Raw genomic sequence first — 17,775 nt, 5'->3', positions numbered from 1 at the left:
CGTATCAGCGCCCGGTTGCGCCGCTGTCGGCCATGGCGTTTTGCAGCGCCGCCTCCAGCCGGGCCAGCCCCTCGCGCCCGCCGGGCAGGCCGATGCGCAGCCATGTCGGGGTATAGTCGAAGATGCGGGTCCAGATCCGCTGGCGGGCGAGCGCCTCGTGCAGGCCGGCGGCATTGCGCGTGCCCGCCAGCACGAAGAGCGGCGTGCCGCCGAAGACGGAAAGCCCGTGCATCTGCAATGACAGCGTCAGATCGGCGGCCTCATCCGCAAGCTGTGCCATCATCGCCCGGCGCCAGGCATCATTGGCGAGCGCCTGCGCGCCGGTCTCGATCGCCGGGCCGGAGACGGCCCAGCTTTCCAGCCGCTCGCGCAGCGCGGCGACGACGCTCTGCGGCCCGGCGGCGAAGCCGAGGCGCAGTCCGGCAAGTCCGTAGAACTTGCCGAAAGAGCGCAGCACGACCGCCGGGCGCCCGGTCAGATGCGGCAGCACGCTGGCGCCCGGCACGCAGTCGGCAAAGGCCTCGTCGACGACCAGCATGCCGCCGCGTCCTGCCATCTGCCCGGCCATGTGGCGCAGGCTCGACGGGTCGACCAGCCGGCCATCCGGATTGTTCGGGTTGACGATCACCAGCACCTTCACCTCAGGCGCCAGTTCCGCATGCGGCGAGGTGACCTCGCAGACCCGCCGTCCGGCGCGGCGCCAGGCATCCCCGTGGCTGCCATAGGTCGGCCCGGTGATAACGACATCGCCCTGGGGCAGCACATGCGGCAGCAGGGCGATCAGCGCCTGCGTGCCGGGGGCGGCGACGAGCTTGAGGTCGGCGGGCACCTCATAGGCCTTGCGCGCGGCCGCAAGCAGCCGGTCGAGCGCGCCCTGCGAGGGCAACTCCCGCCAGCAGCGGGGGGACAAGGCGGGCACGGGATAGGCATGCGGATTGATGCCGGTCGACAGGTCCAGCCAGTCCTCGGCGAGCCCGCCATACCGGGCCATCGCGCCGCCGAGATCGCCGCCATGCTTCATGCGCCCGCCTCCGGTGAGTGATCCTGTTGTTGCCGTCTGCATGACAGATAGACCACGGGGACGGCGGCAGGAAAAACGAAAATGCACATGGCCGGGGAGATCGCGCCGGCAGAGCAGGTTTGATGCGCGGGACAGGCACGCACCATCGCCAGCCGCAGGGGTGGGCGGCAGCTATATCGGGGACGGACGGGAGGGTGCTGGAGGCCTCGCCCGGAATCGAACCGGGGTGCACGGATTTGCAATCCGCTGCGTCACCACTCCGCCACGAGGCCAGCGGGCAGACTTATCAATCACATGCGAGGCAAGGTCAAGCGGTGTGTCGTGAAAGCTGGATATTTCCACGGCTCTTCAAGGGAGCCGTGTGTTTGGCCCGCCTCCCAGGGGTAATTGTCTGACTGCGCACGCGCCCATGGGGCGCGCGCGGTGCGGCCTATGCCGCCTGGACCTTGCCGATGAAGGCCTGGATGGCCGCGTCGAGCGCCGCCGAAGTCTGCCCGATCTCCGAACTGGCGGCGAGAACCGCCTCGGAGGCGCTGGCCACCGTCAGCGAGGACTGATCGACGGACCGCAGGTTGTCGGCGACGGTGCCCGCCCCGTTCGCTGCCGAGGCAACGGCATGGCTGATCTCGCCGGTCGCGGCCTGCTGCTCCTCGATGGCGGCGGCAACGCTCGACGCGATCGTATCGACATCGGCAATCGCGGCATTGATCTGCTCGACGGCGGAGACCGCCTCCTGGGTGCCGTCCCGGATGCTGTCGATCTGCAGGGCGATCTCCTCGGTCGCCTTCGCCGTCTGGCCGGCCAGCGCCTTGACCTCCTGGGCCACCACGGCAAAGCCACGGCCAGCCTCGCCCGCGCGCGCGGCCTCGATGGTGGCGTTGAGCGCGAGCAGATTGGTCTGTTCCGCGATCGAGCGGATCAGTTCGGCGACGGCGCTGATCTTCATGCTGCGCTCGGCCAGCGCCTTGACGGCCTGGTCCGTGGCGAGCGTCTGCTCGACCGCGACCCGCGCGGCCTGGGCGGATCTGGCTACCTGCTCGCTGATGTCCCGCGCCGAGATCGACAGTTCCTCGGTCGCCGAGGCAACGCCCTGCACGGAGTGCGAGGTCTCGTTGGCCGCCGCGGCGGTGGCGGCGATCTGCGTTTTCGTCCCGGATGCCGACTGCGCCATCTGGCCGGCCGTCTCGTCCAGGCCGGCGGTTGCCTGTTTCAACGTTGCGGTCAGGCTCGCTCCGGTCGCGCGGAACTCGGCGACATGGCGGCCGACGGCCTCGGCCCGTGCAAGATCGCGGCGTTGCGCCTGCTCGCGCTCCCTGGCGAGATCCTGGCTTTGGATGGCGGCGACCCGCAACGTGTCGATGGCCTCCGCCATCTGGCCCAGTTCATCCCGGCGTCCCCGCCCGGGGACGAGCGTGTCATAACGCTCCTCGGCAAGGTTTCTGACCGCTTCGGTGAGGGCGCGCAACGGCCGCGTGACATGCGACAGCACCATCCAGCCCGCGCCGAGGACGATGGCCATGGCGGCGGCCAGCACCAGCCATGACACCCATTGAATGAGCTCCAGCCGCAGGCTGCTCTCCGCCGCCGTTTCGGTCGCCCCTTCGATCTGCACATCGACCAGCTTGCCGATGGCCTCGGTCAGGGGATCGATGATCTGGTAGAGCTTGTCCTTGACGAAGGTGTCGAGGCCGGCGCTGTTCCTGGCGCCCAGGATGCCTTCCAACTCGACGATCGCGGCATCGACGCCGGCGATCAGACGGCGCACCTCATCGACATGCGGGCGCTCCGCCTCGTCGATCGTCCCCGAAAGATAAGCTCGAAGATGACGTTCGATTGCCGTCTTGGCTTCGGCAAGCGACTGCAGGCCTTCGTCCCAACTCCAGTTGCCGTTGCGAACCTTGTGCGAGGCATCGACAACGTTGACGGCATACATGTCGGAGACAATCTTGAGGTCACGCAACGGTATGACCCGCTCGTCGTTGATCTCGCGCAAGGATTTTTCCGCGGTATCCGATCCCCAGAAGCCGGTCGCTACCACCGCCAGAATACAGGCGAAGAGGGTGACAAGGGTTACTAAAAGTCGCGTGCGGATCGTTAACATTGCAACCTCACGTTACAAAATCTATTGTATTCATATCTATAAAATGGTTAACGGGTGATTGAAAATCCGCTAGGGTATTTCGGAAAAGGCTGGTTTCAGAGTTGTTTAGCAATATCAAAGATATTTAACCGCATAAGCCGAACTCTTGGAAAGCAGGCGAGCCGGACCGCGCTGGTGGGGTGGACGCCGATTTATGTGCAGCGATGACGCCCTCTCGCTGGTCAACCCGGCCTTTCCGGGGCATTCTGGCGCCGGGCACCGTCCTGACATCTCCCTGCGAGGCGCTACCGGCCGGGGCACCGTCCCCGAAAGGCGCAGCGTTTCGCCAGCCAAGGCAGTCGCATGACCATGCCCCTTCCTGGCGGGATCCGGTTCGGCCGGATCGCCGCAACCTTGCCCGTGAGCGATATGTCGCGGGCGCTCGACTTCTATGTCGGCGTTCTGGGCTTCACCAAGACCTTCGAGAACGGCGATCCCGTCGGCTTCGTCATTCTCAAGCAGGGCGAGGCGGAGCTTCACCTGACCCTGCAGCCCGGCCACCGCGCCGCGCCGTTCAACGTCGCCCATCTGATGGTCGGCGATGTCGACGCGCTGCATGAGGTCTGCCGCCGGCAGGGCCTGCGCATCGTCAAGGGCCTGCGCGACAAGGAGTTCGGCCTTCGCGCCTTCGTCTTCGAGGACCCGGACGGAAACCGCATCGACGTCGGCCAGCCGCTCGGCTGAGCGGATTTGACCAAGCAAAACCGGGCGGATCGCTCCGCCCGGTCCTGTGTCGGCTGGCGCTGGCTCAGCCCTTGTGATGCACCTGTTGCAACCCGTAGACCGGCGTCGGGATGCCTTCCATCCGCGCCTTCAACTGCAGCGACAGGAACTGCGAGTAGTGGCGCGACTGGTGCAGGTTGCCGCCGTGGAACCACAGCGCTTCCTGCTGCGTCGGCTTCCACATGTTGCGCTGCTCGCCCTCCCAGGGGCCGGGGTCCTTGGGCGTGTCGGAGCCGAGCCCCCAGACCTTGCCCACCTTGTCGGCGGTCTGCTGGTCGATCAGGTCGGCGACCCAGCCGTTCATCGAGCCGTAGCCGGTGGCATAGACGATGACGTCGGCGGGGATCTCAACGCCGGTGTCGAGCTTGACGGAAGTCTCGGTGATCTCCTCCACCTGGCCGGCAGCGAGCTTGATCTTGCCGTCGATGATCAGTTGCGAAGCGCCGATGTCGATGTAATAGCCCGAGCCCCGCCGCAGATACTTCATGAAGAGCCCCGAGCCGTCCGGGCCGAAGTCGAGCTGGAAGCCGGCCTTTTCCAGCGCCGCATAGAAGTCCGCGTCGATCTCGCGGATCTTGTCGTAGATCGGCTTCTGGAAGGTGTGCAGGATCCGGTAGGGGAGCGAGGCGAAGATCAGGTCCGCCTTCGCCGTCGTCATGCCGTTCGCCACCGCCTGCTCGGAATAAAGCGCGCCGAGCCCGTGCTCCATCAGCGGATCGGAGCGCACGATATGGGTGGTCGAGCGCTGCACCATGGTCACGTCGACACCGGCCTCGTAGAGCGCGGCGCAGATGTCATGGGCCGAGTTGTTCGAGCCGATGACGACGACCTTCTTGCCCTTGTAGCCGTCGGGGCCGGGATGTTTCGACGAATGGTGCTGCTCGCCGGCAAAGCGGTCTGCGCCCTTGAACTGCGGGATGTTGGCCTTGCCGGACATGCCGGTGGCGAAGACGAGCTGCTTGGGCCGCAGCACCACTTCCTCGCCGTCCCGGTCGACGGTGACGACCCATTCCTTGTTGGCCTCGTCCCATTTCGCCGAGCGGGCGGTGGAGCGCGTCCAGTAGTTCAGCTCCATCACCTTGGTGTACATTTCCAGCCAGTCGCCGATCTTGTCCTTCGGCGCGAAAACCGGCCAGTTCTTCGGGAAATCGATATAGGGCAGGTGGTCGTACCAGACCGGATCGTGCAGGCAGAGCGACTTGTAGCGCTTGCGCCAGGAATCGCCCGGCCGGTCGTTGCGCTCAACGATGATCGTCGGCACGCCGAGCTGCCGCAGCCTTGCGCCGAGGGCGATACCGCCCTGGCCGCCGCCGATGATCACCACATAGGGCTGCCTGGTATAGCCGAGCGTCGCGGCCTCTTCCTCGCGCTCCTCCTTCCAGGTCTTGGCGCCGGGATTGACCCCGTGCCTGGCGCCGAGCGGACGGGAGAAGCCGGCCTTTTCCTCGTGCCCCTTCAGCTCGACCATGGTGGTCAGCAGCGTCCAGATCAGCCCGTCCTTGAGGCGGATCAGGCCATAGCCGCGCGCCACGTCGGTCTCGAAGGTGATCCAGGCCTGGGTGACGCCGTCGGCCTCGCTGGCCTCCTCGCCCTCGGCCACCTGCCAGGCGGTCGGCCTGGTTGCGGCAAGCTGCGCCTCCAGCATGTCGCGGACCTCGCCGCGACCCTCTACGGTCTTGATATTCCAAGTGAATGTGACGAGGTCGCGCCAGTAGCACTCCTCGGCGAACATGCTGACGGCCTCGTCGATCCGGCCCGCCTCCAGCGCCCCGCCGAACCTGTCGAGAAAGGCCTGAACGCGGGCCGTCGGTGTCTTGTCGAGCATATCGTCTCCTCCCGTTGCTCAAGTGTCCGGGGACGGGGGTGAGCCCGCCCGGTGAGGGGGAGATGGCAAGCCGCGTGCCAAGTGGTCTTGCGCCGGGAGCGCTTTTTTATCAAAGGGTTATATCGGTTGTTGCGTGGCCTGTCGCAGCGTTGCGCAACAGGCCTGCAACACCTGTCGCACAGGGTGCGACAGGCAGGCGCGGCTCACACCGCGCGAGGGTTGCCGCGTTTCAGCCAGCGATGCACGGTGGAGCGGTTGACGCCGAGCCGGCGCGCCAGCGCCGAGACATTGCCGCCGCAGGCGGCGAGCTCGCGCAGGAGATCGCCTTCTCCTGCCGCATCCGTGCCGCCGGGCGGTGTTGCAGGCGGTATCGGGGCGAGGGTAGGGCGAAACCCCGGCCGTGCGCCCGGCCGGCCGATCTGCTCGGGCAGGGCGTCGGGATCGATCACCTCCCCCTCCGACAGGGCGGCCGCGACCTTCAGCGCATTGTGCAATTCGCGCAGGTTTCCCGGCCAGGGATGGGCGCGCAGCGCCATGCGGGCGCCGGGGGAGAGGCGTGGACTGCGCCCGGTCTCGGCGGCGATCCGCGCCAGGATCCGGTCGGCGAGCGCGTCGAAATCCAGCCGCTCGCGCAGCGGCGGCAGGGTGAAGGTGGCGGCGTTGAGCCGGTAATAGAGGTCCTCGCGGAAGCGCCCCTCGGCGACCAGCCGGCCGAGATCGCGGTGCGAGGCCGAAATCAGCTTCAGCCGCACCGGCCGCGTCTTCAGCGCGCCGACCGGCTGCACCTCGCCCTCCGACAGCACGCGCAGCAGGCGGCTTTGCAGGGAGAGCGGCATGTCGCCGATCTCGTCGAGAAACAGCGTGCCGCCGGCCGCCGCCTCGATCAGGCCGGTCTTGCCGCGCGGCGCCGCGCCGGTGAAGGCGCCCGGCGCATAGCCGAACAGCTCGGACTCGATCAGATGCTCGGGGATCGCCGCGCAGTTGACGGCAACGAAAGGGCCGGGCCGCTCGCGGCTCTCGTGGATGGCGCGGGCGAGAACCTCCTTGCCCGTGCCGGTCTCGCCGTGGATCAGGATCGGGATGTCGAGCCCGGCGAGCCGCGACACCCGCGCCAGCATCGCCTCCATGCGCGGGTCGCCGAAACTGAGGCTAGAGAGCGCGCCCGGCAGGCGGGGGCGGACGGCCGCCGGCCCGCGCGGCTGCACCACCGGGGCGATGGAACTGGCGAAAAAGGCCGAGCCGTCGCGCGCCCGCAGCACCCGCTCCCGGTCGGTGCCGCCGCGCATGTAGCGGGGCAGGTCGTCGATCTCGATCTCGAAGAACCGGTCGATCCGCTCGCCGACAAGGTCGCGCGCGGTGAAGGCGGTCAGGTTCATCGCCCGCGCCAGCGCGTTGAAGCCGCCATGGGTGATGCCGGTGACGCGCCCCGCGCCGTCGAGCGACAGCGCCGCGTCCGGGTCGACGTCGAGAAAGTCCGGCAGCCGCGACAGCCGCAGCACCCAGTCGTTGCGGGTGCGGGAGATCAGGTTGGCAAGCTCGATCCGCCGGGCGGTGGCGGCGACCAGATGCAGCGCCAGTTGCTGGCTGGCCTTGGCGGTGGGCGAGCGCAATTGCGAGATGTCGAGCACCGCGGTGAGGTCGCCGAGCGTGTCGTAGATCGGCGCGGCGGTGCAGGTCAGGCCGATATGGCTGGTGTCGAAATGGTCGTCCTGGTGGATCACCACCGGCTTGCCGGAGACGATGCAGGCGCCCACCGCGCAGGTGCCGGCGCGGTTTTCCGACCATTCGGAGCCGAGATAGAGCCCGGCCTTGCGCAACTGGTTGTCGAAGGTCGGATCGCCCATGAACTCGACGGTGACGCCGCGCGCATCCGACAGCAGCAGCACGTATTTCTGCTCGGCGACCTGGTTGAACAGCGTCTCCAGGCCGCTGCGGCCGATGCGGATAAGCTCCTCCGCCTGCTCGCGGTGCTCGCGCAAGGTCGTCTCGGGGACGATATAGGCTTCCTGCGCCTGCGCCGGGTCGAGCCGGTAGTCGTTGACGCAGCGCAGCCACGACTGGACGACGGGCATATCCCGCCCGCTCGCCCCGCCCATGGCGACGCGCTCGATCTCCCTGATGTGCGACAGGGTCGACACCATGGTTATTTCCTCCCGCTTTGATGCTCGCATGGGCGGGCGCCGCTCACAAGGCGGGAACGGGGGATTGGTGCCAAAGGAGGAGTGCGCGGGCGCGCAACTCGTTGACCTGAAAAGCATAAGGGCCACCCAATGGGCGGCCCTTCGCATGTCCGGTGCGGGAGGCGGGGCGTTACAGCCCGAGACCGCCGACGCAGGCATATTTGATGTTGAGATAGTCCTCGACGCCGTATTTCGAGCCTTCGTTGCCGACGCCGGAGTCCTTGACGCCGCCGAAGGGCGCGACCTCGGTGGTGATCAGCCCCTCGTTGACACCGACGAGGCCGTATTCCAGCGCCTCCATGACGCGGAAGGCGCGGCCCAGATCCTGGGTGTAGAAGTAGCAGGCAAGGCCGTATTCGGTGTCGTTGGCCCGCGCCACCGCCTCGTCTTCCGTGTCGAAGCGGAAGAGCGGAGCGAGCGGACCGAAGGTCTCCTCGCGCGCCACCTTCATCTCCGATGTGGCACCGACGACCAGCGTCGGCTCGAAGAAGCGGCCGCCATTGCCGTGGCGCGTGCCGCCGGCAAGCACCTTGCCGCCCTTGGCGAGCGCGTCGGCAATGTGCTCCTCGACCTTCTCCACCGCCTTGCCGTCGATCAGCGGTCCCTGCGTCACGCCGTCCTCAAGGCCGTTGCCGACCTTGAGGCGGGCGATGGCGGCACCAAGCTTTTCGGCGAAGGCGTCATAGACGCCGGCCTGCACATAGATGCGGTTGGCGCAGACGCAGGTCTGGCCGGAATTGCGGAACTTGGAGACCATCGCCCCTTCGACCGCCGCATCGAGATCGGCGTCGTCGAAGACGATGAAGGGCGCGTTGCCGCCGAGCTCCATCGAGATCTTCTTCATATGGGCGGAGGCGTGGGAGGCGAGCTTCTTGCCCACTTCCGTCGAGCCGGTGAAGGTGATCTTGCGCAGATGCGGGTTCTCGCACATCTCCGCCGCGATCTCGGCGGCCGAGCCGGTGAGGACGTTGACCACGCCGCGCGGGAAGCCGGCTTCCTCGGCGAGCGCGGCAAGGGCGAGCGCGGAGAACGGCGTCTGGCTCGCCGGCTTGATCACCATGGTGCAGCCGGCGGCAAGCGCCGCGCCGAGCTTGCGCGAGATCATCGAGTGGGGGAAGTTCCAGGGCGTGATCGCGCCGGTGACGCCAACCGGCTCCTTGGTCACCAGGATGCGCTTGCCGCGCCAGGGCGAGGGGATGATGTCCCCGTCGATGCGCTTGGCCTGCTCGGCGAAGAAGCGGACATATTTGACGCCGAGGGCAATCTCGCCCTTGGCCTCGGCCAGCGGCTTGCCCATCTCGGTGGTGAGGATTTCCGCCAGCGCGTCGTGATTGGCAAGGATCGCGTCGCACAGCTTGTGCATCAGCGTGGCGCGCTCTTCCGCCGTCGTCGCCTTCCAGTCCTGGAAGGCGAGATAGGCGGCCTCGATGGCCCGCGCCGTCTCGGCCCGGCCGCAGCGCGGCACGGTGCCGATGATCTCGCCGGTCGCCGGATTGTCGACCTCGATCACCGATCCGGTGTCGGCATGGGTCCACAATCCGCCGATATGGCAGGACTGCCTGAAAAGCCTGTGGTCGCTGATCATGCTTGCGCTCCCGTTGTTGTTGGCGGGCCCGTGCGGGCCGGCCCTTGTGCTGTCGCGGCCGCATGCGCGGGAGGCGGCCGGTATCTCGTGCGAGGGCCCTGGGGCGAGGCCTTGCGCAGGTCCTGCAAGGCGGTGCACCGGCGAGGGACGGGGATCTGGAATGCCCGGCCGCGCGCCACCCGTCGACCGGGATTCTTGAGCAATCATAGGCATCCGGCCGGCAAGCAGCAACGCAAAGCCGGGAGATACCCCCAGCCGGCGGGGCGCGTTTCGCCGCGTGCCGGGGCCGCGACACGCGCGGCTTTCCCCTTTTCGCGCGGGACGAAGCGGTCTAAACGGCGGGAAGACCCGGCGCGCTGCCGCCGCCGGCCCCCACAGACGAAAGCTCGCCATGACCTCCATGATCTCCCTGACGCTGGACGAGGCCGGCGCGCTGGCCCGCGCCGCCCTCATCGCCGCCGACACCTCGCCGGAAAACGCCGAAGCCGTCGCCCGCGCCCTCGTTGCCGCCGAGGCCGACGGCCAGGCCGGCCATGGCCTGTCGCGCGTGCCCTCCTATGCGGCGCAGTCGCGGACCGGCAAGGTCGACGGCCATGCGGTGCCGGAGTTCTCGCGCCCCGCGCCGGCCCTGCTGCGGGTCGATGCCGGCCTCGGCTTTGCCTATCCGGCCTTCGATCTGGTCATCGACGCGCTGCCCGGCATCGTCGCGGAGACCGGCATCGGCCTTGCCGCCATCCGCCGCTCGCACCACTTCGGCCAGGCCGGCGCCCATTGCGAGAAACTGGCGGAAAAGGGCCTCGTCGCCTTCGTCTTCGGCAATGCGCCCAAGGCCATCGCCCCCTGGGGCGGCAGCAAGCCGCTGTTCGGCACCAACCCGATCGCCTTCGCCGCGCCGCTGTCCGAGGGGCGGGCGCCGCTGGTCATCGATCTCGCCGTCTCGCGCGTGGCGCGCGGGCGGATCATGGCGGCGCAAAAGGCCGGCAAGCCGATCCCGGAAGGCTGGGCGCTCGATGTCGACGGCAACCCGACGACCGATGCCGATGCCGGCATGGCCGGGACGATGATCCCCATCGGCGAGGCCAAGGGCGCGGCGCTGGCGCTGATGGTCGAGGTGATGGCCGCCGCGCTGGTCGGCGCCAGCCTTGCCTTCGAGGCCTCCAGCTTGTTCACGGGGGAAGGGGCCGCGCCCGACCTCGGCCAGACGGTCATCGCCATCGATCCGGGCCTGAGTTCCGACGGCGCCTATGGCGAGCGGATGGCGACGCTGGTCGCGGCGATCGAGGCGCAGGACGGGGTGCGCCTGCCGGGCTCGCGCCGGCTCGAGGCACGCGCTCGCGCCGCCCGCGAGGGAGTGTCGATCCCGGCGCCAATCCACGCGGAAATCATCGCGCTCGCCGGGGACAACTGGCGCGAGGCGTGAGGCGCGCGCCGGCCCGGATAGAAGGCGCCCCGGCCGGCGTGGCTCTCCGGTTCCGTTGGGGTGGATCGCGCTTCGCTTGCCCGGAATGACGCTTGGGGAGGTTGGAGCAAAAAACACCTGCCGAGGTTGCCAATGGTTCCCGGCTCTCCGGCTTCGCCTACGGCCGGGACGACATCCTGAGTGAGAGGCGCCGCCTCGCATCCCCTCGGCCGTCACCCCGGCCAAGCGCGAGCGCAGAGCCGGGGCCTATTGGTTGCCAGAGCGGCGGCGAGGCGCGCAGTCCTCTCGCGCGTCCTTCCGGACGGTGCGCGAGCGCCGAGCCGGGATCGGGGAGCCGAGGGCGCTTGCGGACGCGCTCCCGAAAGACACCACGACCGCCGTGGCTCCCCGGTTCCGGAGCGCGGCTTCGCTTGCCCGGAATGACGAAGGGAGAGGGCGGGGCGAAGGGGCCGACAGGCAGCGGCGGCAGGCAGCCCGCTACCTGCCGAATTCGCGCTCGAAGAAGATGCCGGCCTTGGACTCGCCGTCGGCGCCGACCTCGCCGCGCAGCTTCAGCGACCGGGTGACGTCGATGTCGACGGTGACGCGGCTGGAGCCGGCCTCCGTGCCCTGTTTGACGCCGAGATAGATGTTGTCGCTGAGATATTTGCCGACCGCGAGCGAGGGGCCGGAGGTGCCGTCCGTCTCCAGGTCGATGGCATCGACCCCGAGCGACTGGCGCAGCGCCCCGAGCGGGCCTTCGGTGCTGCCGCCGGTGAGCGCCAGCACCGAGGCGCCGAGCTGGGCGATCTGCGTCGGCGAGAGCTGGCTCATCGACCGGTCGAACAGGAATTGCGCCAGCACCTCGTCCTGCGGCAGTTGCGGCGAGGAGGTGAAGGCGATCCGTGGCTGCGCCGCCTCGCCGGTCACCGTGATGGTGACCGCCGCGCTGCTGGTCTGCGAGGTGGCGGCGAAGTTGAGCCGCGGCATCAGGGAGCCGGTGAAGCCGACATCGCCGCGGTTGAACTGGACGCGCCGGGTCAGCACCTGCAGCAGCCCGCGCCGCATGGAGAAGGAGCCGACGGCCTGCGGGTCGGCGGTGGTGCCGACGATGCGCAGGGAGCCGCCCATCTCCGCGTCGAGGCCGCGTCCGCGCACGAAGATGCGTCCCGGCGCCGACACGTTGATGTCGAGACCGATCGGCCGGCCGCCGCCGCCTGTCCCGCCGCTGTCGCGCGCCAGCGCCGCCTCCTGCTGCCGCACCGCCTCCGGCGCGTTGACATGGGTGACCGACACCGGATCGATGGCGCCGGGCAGGGTGCTGGGAATGGTGATATCCGCACGGGCGATGGAGACGCTACCCTCCAGCCGCGCGCCGCGCGCCGGGTCGGCGAGCGGGCCGGTCAGGCGCAGGTCGGCGCCGAGCACCGCCTGGACGATGCGCCCGTCGGTGTAGCTCCCCTCGCGCACCTGCACACGCAGGTCCGCCGGCATGCCGGCATCCAGGCCGATGCGCCCGTTCGCCGAAAGGTTGCCCCCGGCGGCGATGGCCGCGGTAAGATCGTTGATCGCAACACCTGACGTGTCGACGGCGATGCTGCCGGCGAAATTCTGCAAGGTGAGGCCGGAGGCGAGCTGGGTCAGCGACAAGCCGCGCGGCTGCAGGGTGAGACTGTAGCGCGGCGCGGCGAAGGGGCCGGTGACCCGGCCGGAGACGGCGAGCCCGCCCTGGCCGGAAAAGCCGGACAGGATCAGCCGCTGGCGCGCCGCGCTGACCGGCACGTTGCCGCTCACCGTGATGTCGAGGGCACCAGGCGCCGTAATGGCGACGGTGCCGGCGGCGGTGAGCGCCAGACCGTCGGCGCCGGTGATGTCGGTGGTCTGGGTGATCCGGCCGGCCTGGAACCGGCCGGTGGAGCGCAGGCCGACGGCGGCAAGGCCGTTGTCGCGCAAGGGCGCGGCGGAAAGGTCGGCGACCGTCAGCGACCATTCGGCCTGCGGATCGGCGGCAGCACCGCGCAACGTGACCGTGCCCGAGGCGCTGCCGGTGGGCGAAACGCCGGGGGCAAGGGGACCGAGCGCCGTCAGCGGCAGGGCATTTATCCTCGCGTCGATGGCAAGCCGCTCGCCGGCGGTGCCGCTGATGTCGATGCGGCCGCCGCCGATCAGCAGCCCGAGACCCTCGATGCTGGTGATGCCGTCGGCAAGGGTGATGCGCGAGGGCTGCGCCAGCCGGGCGGCGAGACCGCGATAGCGCCCGTCGAGCGCGGAAAGCTGCAAGGCCAACCCGCTGTCCGACGGCTCCAGCGCGGCGGTCAGCGCGACGCCATCGGCATTGCTTCCCTGCGCCAGGCGGGCATCCAGCCGGAGGTCGGTGCGCGTTCCCTGCGAGGTCGCGGTCGCGGTCACCGTCTCGATCAACGTGTCGCCGGCGAGGATGCCACTGAGCCTTGCTTCGCCCGACAGCGTCGGCGCTGTAAGGTCGCCGCGCGCCGTGCCGGACGCGGACAGCCGCGCGATGCGGGTGCCGGCGACCGAAAGATCCTCGCCCGCAAGGGTGAGGTCCGCCCGCTGCGCCGCGCCCGTTCCCGTCAGCGCCAATGTGCCCGACAGGGCGCCGTCCAGCTCGGTCAGCGCCAGGGCGGAAAGTTCGGAGAGGTTCGGCGCGGCGATGTCGAGCGTGCCGGTGAGCGTGCCGAGCGCGTCCGCAAGCTCGCCGATCTCGAAGGCGCCGGTGATCCGGTTGTCCCCGGCCGCGAGCGAGAAGGTCGGGATCGTGACGCCGGCCTCCTTCGGCCTGGCGTCGACCAGCGCGTTCAGCCGATGGCCGTCGACCGTGCCATGGGCGATGATGCGGGCCGACAGCGCCTCCGGCGCGGTCGTGCCGTCGATGTCGATCTCCAGATCGGTGACCGGCTTGCCGGCAAGCTGCAGCGCCTCGGCCTTGAGCGTCGCGGCGATGTCCGGGCCGGCGAGGGCGCCGGTCGCGGTGCCCTCGATCTGCGCGCCGCCCGTCAGTTCGGGAACGAAGCGGGCAAGATCGGCGAGCGTCACGGTGTAGCTGGCGTCGATGGTCTCGGCCGTCAGCGTGCCGTCCATCCGCGCCTCGATGCCGGTGAGCGTCAGGGTCAGATCGGAGATTTCGGCGCCCGGAGCGGAAGGGTCGACGGCGGCACGCGCGTCGAGCGCCAGCGGCCCGGCGAGCATCTCCGCCCCCTCGATCAGCGGCGCGACATGGCGGGCGGTCAGCCGGAGGGCGACGTCGGGACGGACAGTCCTTGCCGTCGTGTCGAGGTTTTCGCCCTCGAGCCGCAGGGCGAGGCCGTCGAGACGGGCCTCCGCCGTCTGCAGCCGCGCGGTGTCGAGGGCAAGCGCCCAGTCCAGCGCCTCGCGCGGGCCGCGCGCCGTCAGCCTCAACTCGCTCTCGCCGATGGCGATCAGCCGGCCGGGCAGTTCCACGCCGATCATCGATCCCTCGCCGGCGGACAGGCGCAGTTCGGCGCCGGCATCGATCCGCCCGTCCTCGGGCAGGTCGGCGCGGAAGTCGGCGGACAGCGTGCCGGTCGTCAGGGTGCCGGTCGCCCGCCGCGGCGCGAAATCGCGGGCGAAGACCACGTCGGCATCGAGCACCGTGCGGCCCATGACGAGGGCGGCGGCGACCGGCGGGGCGAGGGCGGCGACGTCGCCCTCCAGCCGCGCCGTCAGGCGGCGGGTGTCGCCGGCCTCGGCGAGACGGGCGGTGCCGGAGATCTCGGTGCGCCCGTCGAGCGCCAGCGCAAGCTGCGCCTGCCAGTCGTCGAGCGGCCCGTCGCCCTTCAGCGTCACGTCCAGCGCCGGCAGGCCCTCGATCTGCAACAGCCGGGCGGCAAGCCCGCCGCGCGGCTCCTCCACCCTCACGTCGAAGAACAGTTCCTCCGCCTGCGGCAGGAAGCGGACCGTCGCCGCGACATCGCCCGGCGTGCCGTCGATGCGGCTGACGGAGAGCTCGGCAGTGGCCGCGCGCGGTGCCTCGGAGAGGCTCGCCCGCGCCTGCGCGGTGAGGCGCACCGGCGCGCCGACGACGGCCTCACCGATGGCGATCTCCTCGACCTGCGCCCGGCCGAGGCGGAAGGGCAGCAGCGGCAGCGCGCCGCTGTCGGTGCCCTCCGTCTCGCTCTCGACCGGCAGCCGGTCGAGCGACACGCGCGCAACGTCAAGCGTCTCGACATCGACCCTGCCGGACAGCAGCGCCAGCGGATGCCAGGCGAGCCGGGCCTGCTCGACCGCGAGATAGGGGCCTTGCGCATCCCAAACCTCGACCCGCTCGAGCGAGGCGTCGAGACCCCAGCCGACCCTGAGACCGGCGAGGCGGACACCGCCGTCGGCGTCGCTGGCAAGGCCGTTGACGATGGCGACGACCGCGTCCCGGCCGGCCTGCGTCTGCAGCGCGCCGAGGAGGCCAAGGGCGAGCAGCGGCACCAGCACCACGACGGCGAGGACCGTGCGCAGCAGCAGCCGGGCGGCGGTGCGCAGGACGGAGCGGCGGCGGCGGGGCGACGGCGCGGTCACCTCAGGCGCCCCCGCGACGGGGAAAACGAGTCTTCATCGAAAGACTTATGCCGCGCTGTTGAAGCGAAATCATGGCGCATCGCAGCGGCGACCTGATTCGGTCTCTCAAGTCGTTGAATCGGAATCGGAAGCTCATCGTTCCGATCCATATCACTGAAATGATTCACGGAATCGAATTTCGAGACGGATTTTGCAAAATTTCGAGAAATTTTGCGTTTTTGCCGCCCAACCCGTCTCAATTTCTCAAAATCAGAACGCCTGGCTGAGGCCGACATAGACGGCGAAACTCGGGTCGTCCTTCTCCGGGTTGAGCGGCACGGCGACGTCCAGCCGCAGCGGCCCGACCGGGGTGAAGTAGCGGATGCCGGCGCCGACGCCGACCTTCAACCCTTGCGAGAAATCCGGATAGATCGAACTGAAGCTGTTGCCCGCATCGACGAAGCCGACAAGGCCGATCGTGTCGGTGACTTTCATCCGGATTTCTGCCGAGGCCTCCACATAGGAGCGGCCGCCGGTGACCTCGCCGCCGAGCCGCGGCCCGACATTGCGATAGGCATAGCCGCGGATCGAGCCGCCGCCGCCGGAGAAGAAGCGGCGGGCCGCCGGCACCGACCGCACGGACGGCGCGACGATGCTGCCGGCGCCGACGCGGCCGGCAAGCACGAAGCGCCTGGCATCGTCCAGCGCCTGATAGGCGGCGACTTGTCCCCGGGTGAACAGCATGAAGGTCTTGCCGCGGGCGTCATAGGCCGGTTCGGCGAAGATGACGGCGTTGAGGCCCTTTGTCGGGTTCAGCCTGTCGTCGCGGGTGTCGTAGGCGAGTTCGCCGATGACGCCGCCGAGCAGGTAGGTGCGCTTGCCGAACACGTCGGTCTCGTCGGCGAACTGCACCTCGGCGCCGACCCGCGCCGACAGATGCTCGCTGAACTCGCGGCGGACGAAGGCATCCAGCGTGACGTGGCGGCTGCGATAGGCGTCCGGAATTTCCTGCTTGGCGCTGAGGCTGGTCGTGAAGGTGGTCAGCGGCCCGAAGGCGCCGGGCTTCTCGAAGGCGATGCGGGCGGCATATTCCAGGTCCGACAGGCTGTTGTCGCCCAGACGGCCGATCGAGCCCTCGAGGCTGAGCAATTCGCCGCGGCCGAACAGGTTGCGCCGGCGCCAGTAGGACTCGACGCCGAAGCCTTCCGAACTCGACCAGTTGGCGCCGACGCCGATGACGTTGCGCTTGCGCTCCGACACTTCGATGGTCATCGGCAGCCGCCCGTCCGGGCCGACCTGCTCGCCCGGCACGATGCGCACGGAGGAAAAGATGCCGAGATCGGAGAGCCGCTTGGTCGCCCGGTCGATCGCCTGCGGCGAATAGGCCTCGCCCTCCGGCAGCATCGCCTGGGTGACGACGAAATCGGGATCCGTCACCTCGGTGCCGGAGACGGAGACGGCGCCGAACCGGGCGGCCTCGCCGGGCGCGGCGACGAGGCGCACGTCGAGCCGGTTGGTGGCGTGGTCGGCGACGATCTCGCGCCGCTCGATCCGCGCGAAGGGATGGCCGGTCGCCTTCAGGTCGGCGACGATCCGCTGCTCGGCGCGCAGCACCTTGTCCGAGTTGGCGGTGTCGCCCGGCACCAGCCCGTAGCTTTGCGGCGAGCCGACCTGTCCGGCCGGGCCTTCGCTCTCGACGGAGAGCTTGCCGAAGGTGAAGAGCGGCCCCGCCGACACCCGGATCGCCACCGGGACGGGGCGCGGGCCGGGCAGGGAGGGCATGCGCAGCGCCGCCTCCAGCGTCAGTCCGGCAATGCGGATATCGACCGTGCCGGCATAGTAGCCCTCGACATAGAGCCGGCCGACGAGACGCTCGAAGTCGGAATTGGCGCGGGCGATCAGCCCGGCCTCGCCGGAGGGCGGGCGCTCGGCGTCGTCGACGAGGAGCGAGGCGGACTCCAGCTTCTCCTTGAGATCGGCGTCGCCGCCGGTCAGCGTCAGGGCGACCGTGTAGGGGAAGGGATCGACGACGGCGGTTTCCGATTCGCCGCGCGAAGAGCCGAAGGGCCACCACCCGAACAGGTCGAGCGCCTGCGCCGGGGCGGGCGGCAGGCTGAACAGGGTGCCGGCCAGCAGGGCAGCACAAAGCGCGCGCCGGCGAGCCTGCCGCCGCGCGTCTTCCGCATCCCCCGCCATCGACGCCAGCGGGGACGCTGCCCGGATCTCGTTGATACGCACGAGATATCCTGTTCCGGTTGAACCCGAGAGGTCCGTCATCGCCCCTATGGTAAACCAAGGTTAGACCCGAATGGTTGACCGGATCTGAACCGGCCGGACCTTCGCGGTCCAGGTCCGCCACCATATGGCATGTTTCA

General features: G+C 69.4%; 9 protein-coding genes and 1 tRNA gene. 2 read left to right on the top strand and 8 right to left on the bottom strand.

The genetic code is table 11. From position 1 onward, the window contains the following. Positions 1-4: 4 nt before the first annotated feature. From cobD to TSB10P1A_RS20615, 3 genes are all read right to left on the bottom strand, one after another. Positions 5-1,021, bottom strand: coding sequence for a threonine-phosphate decarboxylase CobD (gene cobD / locus TSB10P1A_RS20625; RefSeq protein ID WP_186389822.1), 1,017 nt, complete (start codon positions 1,019-1,021; stop codon positions 5-7). Between the two features lie 198 nt (positions 1,022-1,219). Continuing rightward, positions 1,220-1,293, bottom strand: a tRNA-Cys gene (locus TSB10P1A_RS20620). 158 nt (positions 1,294-1,451) lie between these two features. Continuing rightward, positions 1,452-3,122, bottom strand: coding sequence for a methyl-accepting chemotaxis protein (locus tag TSB10P1A_RS20615; protein WP_186389821.1), 1,671 nt, complete (start codon positions 3,120-3,122; stop codon positions 1,452-1,454). Positions 3,123-3,464: 342 nt separating this feature from the next. On the opposite strand from TSB10P1A_RS20615, the gene TSB10P1A_RS20610 reads away from it, so the two are divergent. Then, positions 3,465-3,845 (top strand): glyoxalase superfamily protein, encoded by a 381-nt coding sequence (locus TSB10P1A_RS20610; RefSeq protein ID WP_186389820.1) that lies wholly within the window; start codon positions 3,465-3,467, stop codon positions 3,843-3,845. Positions 3,846-3,909: 64 nt separating this feature from the next. Here TSB10P1A_RS20610 and TSB10P1A_RS20605 read toward each other — a convergent pair whose 3' ends face one another. The 3 genes from TSB10P1A_RS20605 to TSB10P1A_RS20595 all read right to left on the bottom strand — a co-directional run bounded on the left by TSB10P1A_RS20605 (position 3,910) and on the right by TSB10P1A_RS20595 (position 9,474). Next, positions 3,910-5,709, bottom strand: a complete 1,800-nt coding sequence (locus TSB10P1A_RS20605; protein ID WP_186389819.1) for an NAD(P)/FAD-dependent oxidoreductase — start codon at positions 5,707-5,709, stop codon at positions 3,910-3,912. Positions 5,710-5,912: 203 nt separating this feature from the next. Then, entirely contained in the window at positions 5,913-7,850 is a 1,938-nt protein-coding gene (locus TSB10P1A_RS20600) for a sigma-54-dependent Fis family transcriptional regulator (RefSeq protein ID WP_186389818.1), read from the bottom strand. A 169-nt stretch (positions 7,851-8,019) separates the two neighbouring features. Beyond that, entirely contained in the window at positions 8,020-9,474 is a 1,455-nt protein-coding gene (locus tag TSB10P1A_RS20595; RefSeq protein WP_186389817.1) for an NAD-dependent succinate-semialdehyde dehydrogenase, read from the bottom strand. A gap of 400 nt (positions 9,475-9,874) precedes the next feature. Here TSB10P1A_RS20595 and TSB10P1A_RS20590 point away from each other — a divergent pair, with 400 nt between their 5' ends. Then, a complete protein-coding gene (locus TSB10P1A_RS20590; protein WP_186390092.1) occupies positions 9,875-10,894 on the top strand; it encodes an Ldh family oxidoreductase in 1,020 nt (339 codons plus the stop codon). A gap of 477 nt (positions 10,895-11,371) precedes the next feature. Here the strand turns inward: TSB10P1A_RS20590 and TSB10P1A_RS20585 are convergent, their stop codons facing one another. Both TSB10P1A_RS20585 and TSB10P1A_RS20580 read right to left on the bottom strand, forming a co-directional pair. Further along, positions 11,372-15,421, bottom strand: a complete 4,050-nt coding sequence (locus TSB10P1A_RS20585) for a translocation/assembly module TamB domain-containing protein (protein ID WP_186389816.1) — start codon at positions 15,419-15,421, stop codon at positions 11,372-11,374. 249 nt (positions 15,422-15,670) lie between these two features. Beyond that, complete coding sequence (locus TSB10P1A_RS20580) at positions 15,671-17,638, bottom strand: autotransporter assembly complex family protein (RefSeq protein WP_208987163.1); 1,968 nt, start codon at positions 17,636-17,638, stop codon at positions 15,671-15,673. Positions 17,639-17,775: the final 137 nt, after the last annotated feature.

This window comes from Stappia sp. TSB10P1A (assembly GCF_900185725.1).
Lineage (GTDB): Bacteria > Pseudomonadota > Alphaproteobacteria > Rhizobiales > Stappiaceae > Stappia.
Note: the sequence above shows the minus strand (reverse complement) of the source record. Positions and strands in the feature narration are given on the sequence as shown.